We start from the raw sequence: 17,211 nt of genomic DNA, 5'->3' as shown, positions 1-17,211 counted from the left end.
CTTTGCTTAGTCAACCTTACCGTGTCGCGGCCGCGTTGACTCAAATCATGCAACGCACGGTCCTCGGCTCCATTTTCCTTCTACTGCGCGGTTACGTCCGGCTCCGGTGGCATGGCCATGTCTTCGAAGTCGGCGGGCGGATCTACAGAAGCAGCGTCGTCGGCCGGTACCGGTGCTGCAGCGAGTGTCTTCGTGGTCCATTCGAGAATGTCGTGCGCCACGACCTCGAAGGCGCCGCGCAGTGCCTCGACATAGTCGCGCGGTTCTGCCCCCTTTGCCGTCGCCGTCGCCTCGAACTTCTTGGACTCAATAATGCTTCCGTCGGGCCCCTGCAACTTCGCCAGAACAACAACTGTGGCTTCCGGATCGCCGCTCGTGGAGATATCAAAGCGCCGTATATCGATAGTGAGTTGGTCGCTGTCCGGAAAGTCGCCCAAAGTGCGGGTGATGTCGTTTGAGTAGCCCGCGTTCTCGAAGGTCTCGACCAGTTTGGCCTGCACCAATATGGGCAGGCTGTCGTTCCAGCGCGGCCCCTCCAATGCAAGACTCTCCCCGGGCGCGGGCCGGGTCATGATCTTATCCGTGTTGAGCGCCAAGAGCGTCGTTGGCTCGGGAACGGTGAGCTTCCAGCTCGGCGGCGTCTTCGGCGCGGGTGGTAGGTCTTTGGCTGGCTTGAGCGAGTAGAGGAGGCCGGCAGCCTTGCCGCCCCCCGTCATGCGCTCGATGCCTGCGAGGATGCCGTCGACCTTGTCCGAGTTCCGGGCGAGCGCGTCAGTGAACGCCTCAATGTTCTCGATCGACTCTTTGAACGACGTTTGGTTCTCATCCAGGATTTGTTCGACCTGCTGAAATGCGTCGCGAGCGCTTTGCGTCCAATCGCGACCCACATTGGCCGGCGCGACCAGCGTTGCAACGCCAGTCTCCGCTGCCAGCGGCGCGTTGGATTTGCCGCCTGTCAGAGTCACGGCGACACCACCGGTCAAGCCCTGCTGCTCCACATTTACGAATGTATCCTCGCGGATAGGCGTGTCTTTCATCACCGAGATCGTCGCCAGAACTTGCTGGGGTTGGGCGGGATTGAGGCTGACGCTGGTCACCTCGCCCACGCGGATGCCGTTGAAGAGGACCGCCGATCCCACATAGAGTCCCGGCACAGAGCTTTCGAACTGAATGCGATAGGTCTCGCGTTCGCCGAAGCCGCCTTTGCTCTCCAGCCAGTAGACAAAGCCGAAGCCCGCGCCGAAGACGGCGAGGATGAAAAATCCGATCAAGGCGTAACGGGCACGGGTTTCCATCGATCAGCGTCCTTCTCGTTCGGTCACGCGTTTATTGTGTCAGCTCACGGTCCGCGAGGCTGCTGCCACGCTTCCCTTGGAAATATGTCTTCACCCAGGGGTGCTCGGATTCCAGCATGGTAGCAATCGGGCCCTCCGCGGCGAGTTTGCCGTCGGCGAGAACTGCGATCCGGTCGCATGCGGTGTAGAGGCTCTCAAGATCATGCGTCACCATAAACACGGTGATCGCCAAGGTCTGTTGGAGCGTGCGGATCAGCTCGTCGAAGTCACCGGCCGAGATCGGGTCCAGGCCCGATGTGGGCTCGTCGAGGAATACGATCTCCGGGTCGAGGGCGAGGGCACGCGCGAGCGCCGCGCGCTTGGTCATGCCGCCCGACAGTTCCGACGGGTATTTCTCGCCGTCCCGGGGCGAAAGGCCGACCATCTCAAGCTTGGCGTAGGCCATTTCGTCCATGAGACGCTGGGAGATCTCGAGGTTCTCGCGCATGGGGAACTGAATATTCTGCTTCACCGTGAGAGAGGAAAAAAGGGCGCCTTGCTGGAACAGCACGCCCCAGCGGCGCTCCAAAGCGCGCCGCTCGCTCTCGTCCACGTTGTCGAGATCCTTTCCCAGCACATCGATCGAGCCCTCACGCCGCGGGATGAGTCCGATGATGGTGCGCAACAGGACCGATTTGCCGGCGCCCGAGGCGCCGACCACGCCAAGAATCTCCGCGGGCCGCACGTCCATGTCGAGGTGGTCGAGAACGATCTGCGTGCCGAACCCCACGACGAGGTCGCGGACCTTAATGACCGGCGTTGTCTCGCTCATGTGTGGATCACATTCCAATCGAGGCAAAGAAGATCGCGAACAGGCCGTCCAGCACGATTACCATGAAGATCGATTCCACCACAGATTTGGTCGTCTGGATGCCGAGGGATTCGGCGCTTCCCTTCACGCGCAAGCCTTCGGCGCAGGCCACGAGGCCGATCACCAGCCCCATGAATGGCGCTTTGATCATGCCGACCTGAAAATGAGTGAGCGAGATCGCATCCGTCAGCCGCGCGATATAGATGTCGGGGCTCATGCCGCCATAGAGCCAGGCAACGATCCCCCCGCCATAGAGCGCGGCCATTGACCCTAAGAATGTCAGGGCGGGGAGCGCGATGACGAGAACGATGATGCGCGGCAGGACAAGTACCTCGATGGGATCGAAGCCCATCGTGCGCAGCGCGTCGATTTCCTCGCGCATCTTCATTGAGCCGAGTTCGGCGGTGTAGGAGCTGCCCGAGCGTCCCGCTACCATGATGGCAACGATCAGCACACCGATCTCGCGCAATACGAGAATGCCTACAAGATCGACGGCGTAGAGCTCGGCGCCGAATTTCCGGAAGTGGAAGATGCCCTGCTGGGCAACAATGGCGCCGATCAAAAAGGTGATCAGCGCGATAATGGGGACGGCCTGTAATGCGACCCGATCAAACTGGTGAACGGTCGAAGTGAGCCGGTATTCGCTGGGACGGAATAGCACGCGGCCCAGGGCGACGCCCGTTGCGCCAAGCATCTGCGCGAACGTATGGAAGCTACCGGCAAAGCCCGTTGTCCCGCGCCCGATCGCGGCGAAGAACGACACGATGGGATTCATGCGCCTGGTCCGCGGCGGCGGCTCGCGGTTGACCGTATGCATTTCCTCGACGAGATCGGCGCCGTGCTGGGGCAAGCCCACGACGACCGCATCGCGGCCGGCGCCGGTCCATTGGCGGGTCAGGCGCTCGAGGAGCCAGGCGCCGAACGTATCGAGTTCGCGCACGCCGCCCATATCGATGGAAACGTCGTTGGTCTTGACTGGCTTCGCGCCGGAGGTTCCACCGGCAAGCCGATTGATCTCGGTCTCAAGCTCGCCCGCGTATGGGGCGGTCCAAGACCCGCCAGCGATCAGCTCCAGCCGGTCGCCCACCAGTTTTTGGGTCAGTAACGCTTCGCCCATTGCCGTCTGCTCCTCGATCCCCGGTTCGCGCCGCCCAACCTGCCGCCCGAGAGGCCCACGAGAAGAGCCTCCGCGCTCAGTACATTATAGGGAAATGTGGAAGGCGAGGTTGGCGAATCAGCCGCTGCGGTTCAGCGCCATGGAAACGCCCCGCAGCGATGTGCCCGTCATGGAGATCGAAACGCTCTGCCGGGATTTCGTGTAGTTGATCGTCATGCTTCCGTTGACCGTGCCGGAAATCCGAATGCTGAGCCGGCCTGGAGTGACGGAGCCGGAGGCGCGCCCGGCGGCATTGAAGGTGCGCTCCTCCCAACTGCCAGAAACCTTACTACCGCTCACGCGAAGGTTGCTTCGGATGTGAACCTTGGAGGTCGGTGAGTTGCAGATAACGGAGAGCCCGAGACTAGAGCCCCCGCCCCTAAAGTAGGCGTTGCAGCTGAGGCGCTCCGAACCAGAGGTATATTTGGCTGTGCCGCTGCCGCGCCAAGAACCGAGCAGTCCGTCGACCGCGCTGGCCGAGGCTAACTGTGAAGGGGTGGACATGAACACGCCCGCAAGCGCAGTGGCGAGCAGAACGCGGGCAGCTTTGCGAATCAGAGGTATCATGGAGTCAATGTCCCCGCAGTTTTGACGTCTGAAGCAAGTCAGGATGGTGTTACCAAGTGATGTTTGGCGCAAGCCCATTGTTGACCGAAACGGGTTTCATGAAACAGTGACGTTGCGCGCAAGTGACATCGCCTCCGAAGACACTATCACGGTGAGCCGATCGCCAGCATGGTTCAATATGAATGAGGCTGGGATCGGTCGCGTTGCCCAGTCTACAGTCTCCTGCAGCAGTTGGCATCACCTTGGAGCCTTTAGAATGGTCCCGCCTAGTCCAAATATCGCCATAACCTATTGTCGGCTCTGCAATTGGATGCTTCGGGCCGCATGGATGGGGCAGGAATTTCTCTCCACTTTCGCAGAGGAGGCGGGCTCGCTCACGCTGATCCCCGATGACACCGGCGGGGTCTTCGAGGTGCGCATCGACGGGACGCTGGTCTGGTCCCGGAGCGAGCAGGGCCGGTTTCCCGAGATCACCGAACTCAAACAGATCGTACGTGATCGGATTGCCCCGGCCCACGGTCTCGGCCACGCCGACCGCAAGTCATAAGCGTTTCACAGGTCCGAGACGTCCTAAAAGTCATAGGCGTTCCAAAGGATTGCGTGGCTCCCAGGTCCGCGGCGCGGGTCTATTACACGCGAACGCCGCCTAGACCACATTGAGGCTGGGCTAGGTCACGAGTTTGTGAAGTGGGGGCGCCGGTGGGAAACGTCGCCATAGGTTCCCGGCCTTCAAACGCCTTGGCGAAAGTCCGGTTCATCACGGTACGGACTGGTTTTGGGCCCTCGCAATGCCCCCCAGCAGATGCTGTGCTGTGGGGAAATCCCCCGTTTTGTGCCTGCGAGCGTGTAGGGACCCAGCGCCCCGTGTGCTAGAGACTTTGGCAACAACCTGTTTTTAGGCAGGCTGAACGGGGGAGGGACGCATGATCGACGCGGGCGATACCGCGTGGCTGATTACAGCCACCGCATTGGTTCTTTTCATGACTTTGCCGGGACTTGCGCTGTTCTACGGCGGCCTGGTGCGCGCCGAGAACGTGCTCTCTGTGTTAATGCAGTGTTTCACCATCGCCTGTCTGATGTCGGTGCTGTGGCTGATCGCAGGCTACAGCCTGACCTTCTCAGGCGACGGTCCCTGGATCGGCGACCTCAAGAAGGTGCTGCTGCTCGGGGTGCCACGGGACGCAGTCTCGGGATCGATCCCCGAGTCGGTTTTCTTCATGTTTCAGATGACTTTTGCGATCATCACGCCAGCGCTGATGGTCGGCGCCTTTGTCGAGCGCATGCGCTTCGGCGCGGTCGTGCTGTTCTGCTCGCTGTGGCTGTTTCTTGTTTATGTGCCAGTGGCGCATTGGGTCTGGGGCGGCGGCTGGCTCGCCGAGCGAGGCGTGATGGACTTCGCCGGCGGCCTGGTGGTCCACCTGACGGCGGGCGTCTCCGCCTTGCTGCTCGCAATCGTGCTGGGTCCGCGTATGGGGTTCCCCCGCGACGTCCGTCCGCCGCACGCGCCATGGATGACAATGACCGGGGCTTGCATGTTGTGGGTGGGCTGGTTCGGCTTTAACGCAGGCAGTGCGTTGTCAGCCGGCGCCGACGCCGGCATGGCCATGCTTGTCACGCATATCTCAGCAGCAACGGCAACGCTTGTCTGGATCGTTATCGAGTCGGTGAAGTTCGGTAAGCCCAGCTTGATCGGCGCGGTGACGGGCGCCATCGCGGGGCTCGCGTCCATTACCCCGGCTTCAGGCTATGTCGGGCCCGGTGGCGCGCTGGTCATCGGATTGGTCGGCGGTGCGGTCTGCTATCTCATGGTGATCGTGGTGAAACACCGCTTCGGCATCGACGACTCCCTCGACGTGCTTGCCGTGCACGGCATCGGAGGGGCGCTCGGGATCACGCTCACCGCGGTATTCGCCGCGGCGGCGCTCGGCGGCGTCGGGCTCGCCGAGGGGCAAACCATGGGGAGCCAGGCGATCGTTCAGCTGACCGGCATTGTCGCGGTCTTGATTTGGTCTGTTGTCGTGAGCTTCTTGATCATCAAGGTCGTCCAGGCGCTTCTCGGATTGCGCGTCAGCGCCGAGGTGGAGGAGCAGGGCCTCGACCTCAACGTTCATGGCGAACGCGGCTACAACATGTGAGCGGGGACTACACATGAAATACATTATCGCAGTGATTCAGCCGAACCGGCTCGACGCCGTGCGCGATGCTCTTTCAGGCATCGGCGTGCAGGGGTTGACGGTCAGCGAGGTGCGCGGCTTCGGCCGGCAGAAGGGGCAGACCGAAATCTACCGCGGCGCCGAGTACACGATGCAATACGTGCCCAAGGTGAAGCTCGAACTGGCCGTTGACGAACCCATCGTCGACTCTGTGGTTGCGGCGATCCGCGAGGGCGCTCTGACGGGCCGGATCGGCGACGGCAAGGTCTTCGTGCTCCCGCTCGAAGGCGCCATGCGCGTGCGGACGGGCGAAATGGGCGCCGACGCGCTTTAGTGGATGGTCACGCCTTTGGCCGCTCGGCGGCCACGGCGTCAGCAACCGCGCGCAGCAAGGGCTGTTCGTTCAAGGTCTCGATCGGAATCGCGATCTTGCGGCGCCAATTGGGGTGTTCGTCGACAGTGCCGGGAAGGTTGGCCTGTTCGACGGTGCCCAGCGCGTCGTCCAGTTGCACCGCGAGGAGGCGGCACGGGGTCGCGGCCAAAAACCGGTGGATGGCCACGATGACATCATCAGGCATCTCGGCCGCCTCGGCATAGGCGGGGTGGGGCGGGAGCGCTTGCGCGCCCATCAGGGCGTCTAAGAGGCGCTTGCGATCCTGCTCGCGGTCGTGCCGTTGAAGCGCGGCTTCGCCTTCGGTGGAGCGGGCGCATTTGACCCGCCAGTCGATATCGCTGCAAACCCACCATCCGCGAAGTGTGGGCAGGTCATGGGTGGACGCGCAGACCATCGCCTCGCGACGATAGGCATGGGGCGCCCGCCAGACGCCGCCTTCCTCGCTGAAGTAGAACACCTGGTAGCTCAACAGGCCCGCGCGGACCATCGTGTCTGTAAAGCCCGGCGGGACGGTGCCCAAGTCCTCGCCGATGACGACGGTCTGGGAAATCCAGGATTCGGCGGCGATGCCTTCCAAAAGTTCACGGAAGGGATAGGCGACATAGGCGCCATCGACGGCGGTGTTGCCTTCGGGAATCCAGTAGAGCCGCTGCATGCCCATGGCGTGATCGACGCGTAGCGCGCCGGCGTGCCGCATGTTTGCGCGCAGAACCGCTTTGAAAGGTTCCAAGCGTGCTTCGGCGAGTCCCACGGGAGAAAAGGGCACGAGGCCCCAATCCTGTCCTTGCGCGCTGAACAGGTCGGGCGGGCAACCGATGCGGGCGGACCGCGCAATCTCCGGGCCGTCCTGCCAACATGCCGATCCGTCGGGCGAGATGCCGACAGCGAGATCGAGATAAAGGCCGATGCGCATGCCGGCCGCGCGTGCCCGGGCCTGAGCATCCTCCAGCTGCGTCTCGGCCGTCCATTGGAGCCAGGCGTGGAAAGCGATACGCGTCTTCGCGGCGCGGGCGAAGTCGCGCACCTCGATGTTGGCCGGATCGTGATAGGCCTCGGGCCAGGTCGTCCAGGCCGCATTGCGCCCCTGCGCGACCATGTGCTCGGACAACGTTTCGTAGAGGGCGTGGATCTCCAGAGCCTTGCCCCGCTCGTAGCAATAATGTTCGAAAAGGTCCTTGGCTTCGGCACCCCCCGCCTTCAGGAAATGTGCGAACAGTTCCTCGAGGACCGGGATCTTGGCGGCGGCGACGCCGGGATAGTCTATCAGGTCCGTCTCTCGTAGAGACTCGCATTGGGCGGCAAGCGCTGGCTTCTCAAGTTCGGCAAAGCCCGGCACCTGGTCTGGCGCGATCAAAAGCGGATTGAGAAAGCTGCGCGACGATGGACTGTACGGGCTGATGCGCGCCGGTTCGGCCAGAAACAGAGCATGCAGCGGGCTGACACCAATGAAATCGGCGCCGAGCGTTGTGGCGTATTCGGCGAGACGCGCCAGATCCTCGAAGTCGCCAATACCCCAATTGCGGGCCGAGCGCAGCGCATAGGCTTGCACGGCGAAACCCCAGGCACGGTGCTCGACCAGGAATGGCGGCCAGAACGCGGAAGCCGATAGTCCGGCGATGTCCTCCATGCGCGCAGACTTCGGCAGTTTCCCGTCGCCATCGACCGGCACGCCCATCGCCTCGAGGACCTTGGCCTTGGTTGCGTCCGGCGTCTCAACCCAGTCGCCCTGTTCTCTGGTATAGCCCTCGGCAATACCGAATCGCTTCGCCAGTTTCTCGATCCGGTCCGTCATCGGGGCTCCTAAAAGGTCAGACTGGCAACAACCGACCACGGGGGCAGGGCGCCGGCGTCGGTGTCTATGCCTGGAGGGGTTGTGAAGAAGGGTTTGCCACCCGCATTCGAAGGAATCGTGACAGGGGCATCCGACAGATTAGCGGTTAAAACCAACGCGCTGTCGTCGTCGAGGTTCCACTGAACGCTGAAGGTGAAGCCTTTGAGTGCGGTCACCGCGCCCGCATGTCCGCCGAAGGACGTCAGGTGCGGAACGACATGGGTTTTGCGGGCTTCGAGGAGTCGCTTCACCAAGGCAAAGCGCGGCGTGTCCGCGGGCTCAAGAATGCTGCGCTCGAATGTCTCGATCGCATTGGGGTTCGGGATCTCCGCTCCCGTTGCAGCGTTGGCGTACGACTCGTGGCTGCCGAAATCGGCACGCCGGCCCTTGACGACGGCCTTGGCCAGGTCGCCGCGGAAGTCTGTGAAAAACAAAAACGGTCTGGTCTCGCCGTACTCGTCGCCCATGAACAGCATCGGGATATGAGGCGCGAGCAGCAACAGCGTCAGCGCCGCATCCACAGCCTCGGGTGGGGCGAGTGAGACGAGCCTGTCACCGTGCGCGCGATTACCTGCCTGGTCGTGGTTCTGAATGTAGTTGATAAAGACCGTCGGCGGCAGATGCGCGGATGGCTCACCGCGGGCCTTGCCGCCACGAAACGCTGACACCTCGCCCTGGTAGTCGTACCCCTCCGCCATGGTCCGTGCGAGGCGCGCGACTGGCTCGTCGACGTGATCCTTATAGTAGCCGGTTTCCTCGCCGGTCAGGATCACGTGCATCGCATGGTGCCAGTCGTCGTTCCACTCCGCATCGTACAGGCGTGGGGCGCCGCTCTCATCAAATTGGAACAGCCGTGTCGTGTTCTCGTCGTCCTCGATGGTGAGGTGAATATGCCGGTCTGGAATCCGTGTACGGATCGTACGCGCGATCTCGGCGAGGACTTCTTCTTCCGCCGTGTCCTTGATGTGGTCGACCGCATCGAACCGCAAGCCGTCGCACTGGAACTCCTCGAGCCAATAGAGGGCATTGTGCAGGAAGAACTCACGCACGGGCGTACGATCGAAGGCGATGGCCGCACCCCAGGGCGTGTTCCTGTCGGCGTCGAAGAAGTCCGGGGCGTATTGGTGGAGATAGTTCCCGTCCGGGCCGAAATGATTGTAGACCACGTCCATCAGCACCATGAGTCCGCGTTCGTGGCAGGCGTCGACAAGACGCTTCAGGCCATCCGGGCCGCCATAGGCGGTATGCGGTGCATAGAGCAGAACGCCGTCGTAACCCCAGCCGCGATTGCCGCCGAATTGCGCCACCGGGAGCAGCTCGATGGCGGTGATGCCGGCGTCTACGAGGCGGTCGAGGTCGTGTGCGATACCGTCGAAGGTGCCCGCGCGCGAGAACGTGCCCGTGTGCAGCTCGTAGATGACAGCCTCCTGCCAGGGCCGTCCCTTCCTGTCAGGGCATCGCCACGCATAGGATTTTGGGTCCACTAGGCGGCTCGGCCCGTGGACGTCGGATATCTGCGCGCGGGCTGCGGGGTCGGGAACGCGCATCCCATCTTGCAGGACGAATTGATAACCGCCGCCGACCGGCACGGCATCGGTGTGCAATTCGAACCAGCCGCCGTCCGCCTTCGCCATTGGAATGGTTGCGCCCGTTTCGGTGAGCAGCGATACCGACCCTTGCGCCGGCGCCCAAAGCCTGAACCGCGCGCCATCCTCCACGATCTCCGTGCCCCAAGGGAGCGTATGGGCGAAGCGCGATGTCATCGCTCGGTCATTTCGAACAGCAGTAACCCGCTTCCGGGAATGGATGTCTTGCCCGTCGCGATCGGCGCGTCCTCCGGACGGATGAGGCCGTTTGCGGTATCGCAAAGGAGCTTCCAGTGCAAATGGCGCTTGCCGAAATAGGGGAAGATGAAGTCGATGGGATGGGAATCGGCGTTGAAGAGCAGCAGCAGGATGCTGCCGCCCCCGGCAAAGGAGGCGCCGATGCACTTGGCGACCGGATCCTCCCAATGTTCGACCTGCTGTTCCTCGCCGTCCGGCTTGAACCAGGACACATTCTTGATGCGGGGGGCGACCGGCTCGCCGTGGAGAAATTTCGGGGAGCGCAAGAGCGGCAATTGCTGCCGCAACGAAGCAAGCCCGCGCACGAACTCCAAGAACGCCTGGTCGCGATCGGAGATGTTCTGCCAATCCATCCAGGAGATCTCTCTGTCCTGACAAAAGGTGTTGTTGTTGCCGTTCTGGGTGCGGCCAATCTCATCACCCATCTGCCACATCGGCGTGCCGTGGCAGAACAAGAGGCTGGCCGCCAGCGCCCGGCGGACACGGTCGCGCTGATCCAGAATAGCCTGATCGTCGGTCGGTCCTTCGACGCCCCAATTGTAGCTATAATTATGGGAATGGCCGTCCTCGTTGTCTTCCCGGTTGGCCTCGTTGTGCTTCTCGCTATAGGAAACCACATCGTTCAGCGTGAAGCCGTCATGGGCGGCGATGAAGTTGACGCTGGCCGAGGGCTTACGGCCGCGGCGGTCGAAGATTTCCGCCGAGCCGGATATCCGACGCCCAAGTTCCGACAGCCGCCCCATGTCGCCTTTCCAAAAGGCGCGCAAACCGTCTCGCCACTGATCGTTCCATTCGGTCCAGCCCGGGGGAAACGCGCCGAGCTGGTAGCCGTCCATGCCCAGGTCCCAGGGCTCGGCAATGAGTTTCGTGCGGGACAGCACAGGATCTTGGCCGATGGCATCGAGAAACGAAGAGCTCGGGTCGAAATTGTTGCCTTTGCGGGAAAGAGCAGGGGCTAGATCGAAGCGGAAGCCGTCGACACCGCATTGCTCGACCCAGTAGCGCAAGGAATCCATCACGAGCTGCAGCACGCGGGGGTGCCCGATATCCATCGTGTTCCCGCAGCCGGTGGTGTCGTGATAGTGACGGTTGTTCTCCGCAAGCTTGTAGTATGATGCATTGTCAATGCCCCGGAAGGAGAGCGTCGGGCCGAGTTCGTTGCCTTCGGCCGTGTGATTGTAGACGACGTCGAGCAGGACCTCGATGCCCGCATCGTGCAGCTGGTCAACCGTGGTGCGGAATTCGTCGATGTCCGCGCCGGGCGACACGTAGCGTTCGGCGGGGGCGAAAAATCCGACGCTGTTATAGCCCCAATAGTTGCTGAGCCCGTGCTCCACGAGATGCCGGTCGTCGACAAAGGCATGAACCGGCAAAAGCTCGATGGCAGTCACGCCGAGCTTCACGAGATGTTCGATCACGGCGGGATGGGCGAGCGCGCCGAACGTGCCGCGCACGGCCTCGGGAATGTCCGGGTGCTGCGCCGTCATCCCCTTCACATGGGCTTCGTAGATTACGGTCTCGTGCCACGGCCGATTGGGCCTATTGTCCATGGGGAGCTCAGTGCTGCCCCTAACCACACATTTGGGCATAAAGGGCGCGCTGTCCGTCAGGCTCTTGACGAGGTCACCGCGTTTAGCACCGATCTGGTAGCCGAACAGGCTGTCGTCCCAGCGTAGCTGCCCGGCATAGGCTTTGGCATACGGATCGAGAAGCAGCTTGTTCCGGTTGAAGCGATGCCCGTATCGCGGGACGTAAGGGCCGTGAACGCGGTAGCCGTAGCGCTGACCGGGCGCGATGCCCCGGACATAGCCGTGCCAGACCTCGTCGGCATATTCGGGCAGCGTTGTGCGGTCAGTCTCCGAACCGCTTTCGTCGAACAAGCACAGATCGACCCGCGTCGCATGGGCCGAAAACAGCGCGAAGTTGACGCCTTTACCGTCAAACGTCGCGCCGAGCGGATAGGGCGCGCCGGGATCGAGTTTCAAGGACATTGGCGGTCATCCTCGGTCAGGCGGAAAACGGACGAGGCAGTCACGCGCCATCCCCATCGGTCGTGGTGTCGAGTGGTGCAACGAGCTCCAGCGCGGCGCGCAAGGGCGTGGCCAGGTAGACCGGCCGATTCGCGCCTTCATACAGAATTTCCTCGAAGAGCTTGTCCGCCAGGAACAGCGGCAGGAGTTCGCCGCCGGCGAGATGCGAGCCGCCCGTGGAGTCGTCCCTGGCCATGCCATAGGAGCGCAGGAAGCGCCGTTCGGCAAGCGAGCGCCAGTTGAGGCCGCGGGTCTCGATTTCCTCGAGCTGGGTCGCGCCGCGTTGCCGCTGCCGATCCACCGCTGTGCGCGCCGCGTAGTCGAAGGACCGCAGCATCGTGGCGATGTCGCGAGAGGCGGGGGCTTTTTGCCGCCGCTCTTCCACGGGCCGGTCGGGTTCGCCCTCGAAGTCGATGATATAGATATCGTTCGCCGAGACGAGAATTTTAGCGAGATGGTAGTCGTTGTGCAGGCGCAGCTTGTTGCCGCGCGCGATCGTCGGGACGAGCGTTTCGATTCGCCTGACCATGGCTTCGCGTAGGGTCAGGAGTTTGTCCGCGAGCTGCTGCGTTTCCACATCTGTCGTGACCGGGAGCTTGACCAGGGAGTCGAAAGCCTCCTCAGCCCGCGACACCGCGCGCTTCAGCCATTCGTCAAGGTCGTCATCGGTGACGGGTTCGGGCGCGAAGTTCGGATCGATCGCGTCGGCGGCCGCAAGGGCGCGATGAAGTTCCCCAGTCCGGCGGCCAATCGTCTCGATCAAGGTCAGGGAGTATGGAAGACCCCGGTCATCGGCGTCTCCGGACAGGGTTTCATCTTCCAATTCCCTGTCGAGTGCATCGACGACGACGGACCAGCCATCGCCCTGGTTGCGGATGTATTCCAACGCGACGGCCAGCGCGGTCGGAACGCCACCCTCATTGATGTGCTCAAGCGTGCCGAGCAGCGCTGGGCTGTTGGTGAAGCCGGACCGCGACAGGAAGTGACCCATCTCGATGCCGGGATCGATGCCGGAGCGCAGGCGCCGTGCCATTTTCAAGACGACGGAGTCGCCAAGCGTGCGCACCGTGTGGGCATGCTCGCCCGTCGCCACGCGGCGAACCTCGAGCGGCTCGGACAAGTCCAGTGTGCGTAGTTTTTCGGTTGCGCCGAACCGGAACGTGCCACCGACCGCTGGCAACGTCGCGTGCGTTCTCATGGCGGCAAGCAGTGCGCGGGGGAAGGTGTCCCCATGTGCCGCATCGAAGGCGATGCCGGACTTCGAGCCCCGCCGGATCTTTCCGAGGACATAAGGCAAGAGCGGACTGTCGTGCCCCAGGCTCTCCTCTCCCCAGGCCAATTCCAGCGGAATGAAATAGCGCTGCGCCGGTCCGTCCTCCAAGGTCACGTTGCCTAAAAGGAGCAGGAAGCTTTCGCGTTCCTCGCGCGGAATCTCGCCGAGCCGTTCGGGGGCCGCGAAGGTAATCTTTGCGTCTTTCGGGCCGAACCAGCGTTGCCGGGCGATGTAGGTCGGGAGCATCTCTCTGACGACGCGGTCGATCCGCGCGGTATCGCGCCTCTGGCTCTCCACCACCGTCCACCCTTGGCCAAGAATGAATGTCTCGAGCTCGGGCAAGGATTCGGGTTCTTGTTCCGGGAGCGCAGGCACCTGTGCCGGATCGGCGAGTATGAACCAGTAGAAGCCGTAGGCCGGCAGGGTCAGAAGATAAGGCAGCGTTCCGATCGGCGGGAAGGGGGAGGCGCCGGTCAACTCGACGGGAACCTTGCCGCGTTGGTTCGACAGATCGAGCTCTACCGCTTGGGCCGAGCGGGAGAGGTTGAACACGCAGAGGATGACCTCGCCTTCGTGCTCGCGCAAATGGGCGAGAACCTTCCGGTTCGAAGGGCGCAGGAAGGTCATGTCGCCATTGCCGAAGGCCGTATGAGTCTGGCGTACGGCAATCATGCGCTTAGTCCAGTTGAACAGGGAGCTCGCATGCTTTTGCTGCGCCTCCACGTTCACCGTCTCATAGCCGTAGATCGGGTCCATGATCGGAGGCAGGTACAGGCGCTGCGGATCGGCGCGCGAGAAACCGCCATTGCGATCGGCGGACCACTGCATGGGCGTCCGCACGCCATCACGATCGCCAAGATAGAAATTGTCGCCCATGCCCAGCTCGTCGCCGTAGTACAGTACCGGGGTGCCGGGCATGGACAGGAGCAGGCCGGTGAGCAGTTCGATCTTACGCCGGTCGTTGTCGAGGAGCGGGGCGAGCCGTCTGCGGATTCCGAGATTGAGCCGGGCCCGTTCGTCGGTCGCATAGGTCTCCCACAGATAGTCGCGCTCCGTATCGGTGACCATCTCCAGCGTCAGCTCGTCGTGATTCCGCAGAAAGATGGCCCATTGGCAATAGTCCGGGATCGGCGGGGTCTGGCTGATAATATCGGTGATCGGGTAGCGGTCTTCACGCGCAAGGCTCATGAAGATGCGCGGCATGAGCGGGAAGTGGAACGCCATGTGGCATTCGTCGCCCTCGCCGAAATAGGGGCGCGTGTCTTCGGGCCATTGATTGGCCTCGGCCAGAAGCATGCGATCCGGATAGCGTTCGTCGATCTCCGCCCGGAAACGCTTCAGGATTTCGTGGGTCTCGGGCAGGTTCTCGTTGTTGGTTCCGTCGCGCTCGATGAGATAGGGCACCGCGTCGAGCCGCAGGCCGTCGACACCCATGTCGAGCCAGAAGCGCAAGACGCGCAGGATGTCGGACAACACACGCGGATTGTCGTAGTTGAGATCGGGCTGGTGCGAATAGAAGCGGTGCCAGAAATAAGCCTGTGCCACCGGGTCCCAGGTCCAGTTCGATGTCTCCGTGTCGAGGAAGATGATCCGCGTGTCGGGGAATTTCTGGTCCGAGTCGCTCCAGACGTAATAGTCCCGCCAGACCGAGCCGTGTTTGGCTTTGCGTGCCCGCTGAAACCAGGGATGCTGGTCTGAGGTGTGGTTGACCACCAGCTCCGTGATGACCCGGATGCCGCGGTCGTGCGCCGCCGCCACGAATTGGCGGAAATCGCGCATGGTGCCGTAGGTCGGGTTGATGGAGGTGTAGTCGGCGATGTCATAGCCGTCGTCGCGCAAGGGCGAGGGATAGAATGGCAGCAGCCAGACGGCGGTGACGCCAAGGTCTTGAAGATAATCAAGTTTCTTCACGAGGCCCTCGAAATCGCCGATTCCGTCATTGTTGGCATCGAAGAACGCCTTGATGTGCAGTTCATAGATGACGGCGTTTTTGTACCAGTGCCGGTCGTTACGATCGATCATGAGGCTATGGTGATGCGGTGAGGGTTGGCGATTGAGGTTTCCGGGGCGGGCCCTGATAGATCTTCGTGCCGGTCAAGGTAAGAGGGTTCCTCCGCCGCGAATAGAGACAAAGATGGGCCGCCCGTTGGTCGTTTCGTCCCACCGGGAGGGGCCGGACGATATTGGCGGCTCGATTGGCGCTCGTGTCAGGCAGCGCCGGCCTCTTTCGGGAACAGATTGACGGGGTTCGTGTCCGACTCGGCGAACGACTGAATGAAGCTATCGCGCCAGTTGAACAGGTCGTAGGTCTCGATGCGCTGCCACAGCCGGTTGTGGCGGGCCCAGCGTTCCTGGCGCGGCATGGTCAGGGCGCGATCGACGGCCCGGGCCGTCTCCTGGATGTCGTGCGGATTGATGAGCAGCGCCTCGCGGAGCTGCTCGGCGGCGCCGGCAAAGCGCGAAAGTACCAGCACACCCGGATCCTGGGCGGCCTGCGCGGCGATGTACTCCTTCGCGACCAGGTTCATGCCGTCGTGCAAGGGGGTCACTAGTCCCACATCGCTCCGCCGGAACAAGCGGACGAGTATGTCTTGCGCGACGCCGCGATGCATATAAATGACCGGCTGCCAGCCGAGGTCGCCGAAGCGGCCATTGATACGCCCCACCAGGCGTTCGACGCTCTCGCGAATTTCTTGATAGACGGGAAGCCCCCCGCGGGTCGGCGGCGCAATCTGAACCAGCCGGACCTTGCCATGATGCTCGGGAAATTGCTCGAGCAGAACTTCGAAAGCCCGCAGGCGTTCGGGCAGGCCCTTGGTGTAATCGAGACGGTCCACGCCGATAATGGTCTTCATGTCCTCGCCTGCGTCGGGAAGGAGCGGCCCCATGGCATCATCTTCCTCGGCGAGCGATTGGAAATGACCGACGTCGATCCCAACGGGGAACACGGAGGCCAGCGTCGTCTCGCCTTGCGCGGTCACCCGGTCGCCCTGAAGCTGCTCGCCGTCCAACGAGGCGGTGACGTAGCGGCGGAAATTGTCCCGGTCCGACGTGGTTTGGAATCCAACCACATCGTAGACCATCAGTGCGTTGCCGAGACGCTTCTGGCTGGGGATCGCCGCGAAGATTTCCGGCGAGGGAAAGGGCGTGTGCAGAAAGAATCCGATTCGGGCCGTGCAGCCGCGCCCGCGCAATTCCTCGGCCAGCGGGATCAGATGATAGTCGTTGATCCAAATGATGTCGTTCGGCTGGATCAGCGGCATGAGCGCGTCCGCGAAGCGCGCGTTCACCTGGAAGTAGATCTCGCTTTGCTCCTCGTTGGACTGGGCGAGATCGAGCCGGTAGTGCAGTGCGGGCCAAAGGCAGCGATTGGCATAGCCGAAATAGTAGCCCTCCGCTTCTTTGTCCGTGAGGTCGATCGTGGCGACGGTCAATCCCGCGATGTTCTCGACGTGAGGCGGCACGGAGACGGCGTCGTCGCGCGTTTCTCCGCTCCAGCCGAACCAGACTCCCTTGGAGGCTTTGAGCGCATCCCCGAGAGCAACGGCTAGGCCGCCAGTTTGGAACTTAGCGCTAAAATCCGCGACGCGGTTGGAGACAACAACAAGGCGGCGGCTATTTTCCATCTTCTCAGGCATCAGCTTCTGACTTCACCTTGGACGGCTGGGAGCGCCATCTAGAGCGGGCGCGCGGCCGAATCATTCGTCTCTGGACTTACGTATGTAATATCCTGTGCGGATGACGCGGCCATGTCCTGCAGCCATGACCCCTGGAGTTTCACAACCTATCGATTAAGAACCTTGCAGGTCAGTTCTCGT

Annotated in this window: 12 protein-coding genes; 3 read left to right on the top strand and 9 right to left on the bottom strand. The window is 62.4% G+C overall.

Annotated elements, in window-relative coordinates:
* Window positions 1–80: 80 nt before the first annotated feature.
* The 4 genes from WBQ77_RS00155 to WBQ77_RS00140 all read right to left on the bottom strand — a co-directional run bounded on the left by WBQ77_RS00155 (window position 81) and on the right by WBQ77_RS00140 (window position 3,868).
* Window positions 81–1,295, bottom strand: a complete 1,215-nt coding sequence (locus WBQ77_RS00155) for an ABC-type transport auxiliary lipoprotein family protein (RefSeq protein WP_424044265.1) — start codon at window positions 1,293–1,295, stop codon at window positions 81–83.
* A gap of 31 nt (window positions 1,296–1,326) precedes the next feature.
* Window positions 1,327–2,106, bottom strand: a complete 780-nt coding sequence (locus WBQ77_RS00150; RefSeq protein WP_424044263.1) for an ABC transporter ATP-binding protein — start codon at window positions 2,104–2,106, stop codon at window positions 1,327–1,329.
* Window positions 2,107–2,113: 7 nt separating this feature from the next.
* Window positions 2,114–3,262 carry an ABC transporter permease gene (locus WBQ77_RS00145; RefSeq protein WP_424045390.1) on the bottom strand — a complete coding sequence of 383 codons (1,149 nt, stop codon included), beginning with the start codon at window positions 3,260–3,262 and terminating at the stop codon, window positions 2,114–2,116.
* Window positions 3,263–3,379: 117 nt separating this feature from the next.
* The gene (locus WBQ77_RS00140) at window positions 3,380–3,868 is read right to left on the bottom strand and encodes a hypothetical protein (protein WP_424045389.1); all 489 of its coding nucleotides are present in this window, start codon (window positions 3,866–3,868) and stop codon (window positions 3,380–3,382) included.
* A gap of 43 nt (window positions 3,869–3,911) precedes the next feature.
* Between WBQ77_RS00140 and WBQ77_RS00135 the strand changes: the two genes are divergently transcribed.
* The 3 genes from WBQ77_RS00135 (at window position 3,912) to WBQ77_RS00125 (ending at window position 6,355) form a co-directional block, all read left to right on the top strand.
* A complete protein-coding gene (locus tag WBQ77_RS00135) occupies window positions 3,912–4,415 on the top strand; it encodes a SelT/SelW/SelH family protein (protein WP_424058374.1) in 504 nt (167 codons plus the stop codon).
* A gap of 376 nt (window positions 4,416–4,791) precedes the next feature.
* Entirely contained in the window at window positions 4,792–6,003 is a 1,212-nt protein-coding gene (locus WBQ77_RS00130; protein WP_424045387.1) for an ammonium transporter, read from the top strand.
* A gap of 13 nt (window positions 6,004–6,016) precedes the next feature.
* Entirely contained in the window at window positions 6,017–6,355 is a 339-nt protein-coding gene (locus WBQ77_RS00125; RefSeq protein ID WP_424045386.1) for a P-II family nitrogen regulator, read from the top strand.
* A 7-nt stretch (window positions 6,356–6,362) separates the two neighbouring features.
* On the opposite strand, the gene malQ is transcribed toward WBQ77_RS00125, so the two are convergent.
* The 5 genes from malQ to WBQ77_RS00100 form a co-directional block, all read right to left on the bottom strand.
* Complete coding sequence (gene malQ, locus WBQ77_RS00120) at window positions 6,363–8,207, bottom strand: 4-alpha-glucanotransferase (protein ID WP_424058372.1); 1,845 nt, start codon at window positions 8,205–8,207, stop codon at window positions 6,363–6,365.
* Window positions 8,208–8,215: 8 nt separating this feature from the next.
* A complete protein-coding gene (gene treZ, locus WBQ77_RS00115; protein WP_424058370.1) occupies window positions 8,216–10,009 on the bottom strand; it encodes a malto-oligosyltrehalose trehalohydrolase in 1,794 nt (597 codons plus the stop codon).
* Window positions 10,006–12,081: a glycogen debranching protein GlgX gene (gene glgX / locus WBQ77_RS00110; protein ID WP_424058368.1), complete on the bottom strand. Its 2,076-nt coding sequence runs from the start codon at window positions 12,079–12,081 to the stop codon at window positions 10,006–10,008. Before glgX ends, treZ begins: the two co-directional genes overlap by 4 nt.
* 40 nt (window positions 12,082–12,121) lie before the next feature.
* Window positions 12,122–15,415 carry a maltose alpha-D-glucosyltransferase gene (treS, locus tag WBQ77_RS00105; protein ID WP_424045382.1) on the bottom strand — a complete coding sequence of 1,098 codons (3,294 nt, stop codon included), beginning with the start codon at window positions 15,413–15,415 and terminating at the stop codon, window positions 12,122–12,124.
* A gap of 185 nt (window positions 15,416–15,600) precedes the next feature.
* A complete protein-coding gene (locus tag WBQ77_RS00100) occupies window positions 15,601–17,031 on the bottom strand; it encodes an alpha,alpha-trehalose-phosphate synthase (UDP-forming) (protein WP_424058366.1) in 1,431 nt (476 codons plus the stop codon).
* Between the last annotated feature and the right edge of the window lie 180 nt (window positions 17,032–17,211).

The sequence above is a fragment of the Methyloceanibacter sp. genome, assembly GCF_049590335.1.
In the GTDB taxonomy this organism is placed as follows: Bacteria; Pseudomonadota; Alphaproteobacteria; order Rhizobiales; family Methyloligellaceae; genus Methyloceanibacter.
This window is presented reverse-complemented; position numbering and strand designations above follow the sequence as displayed.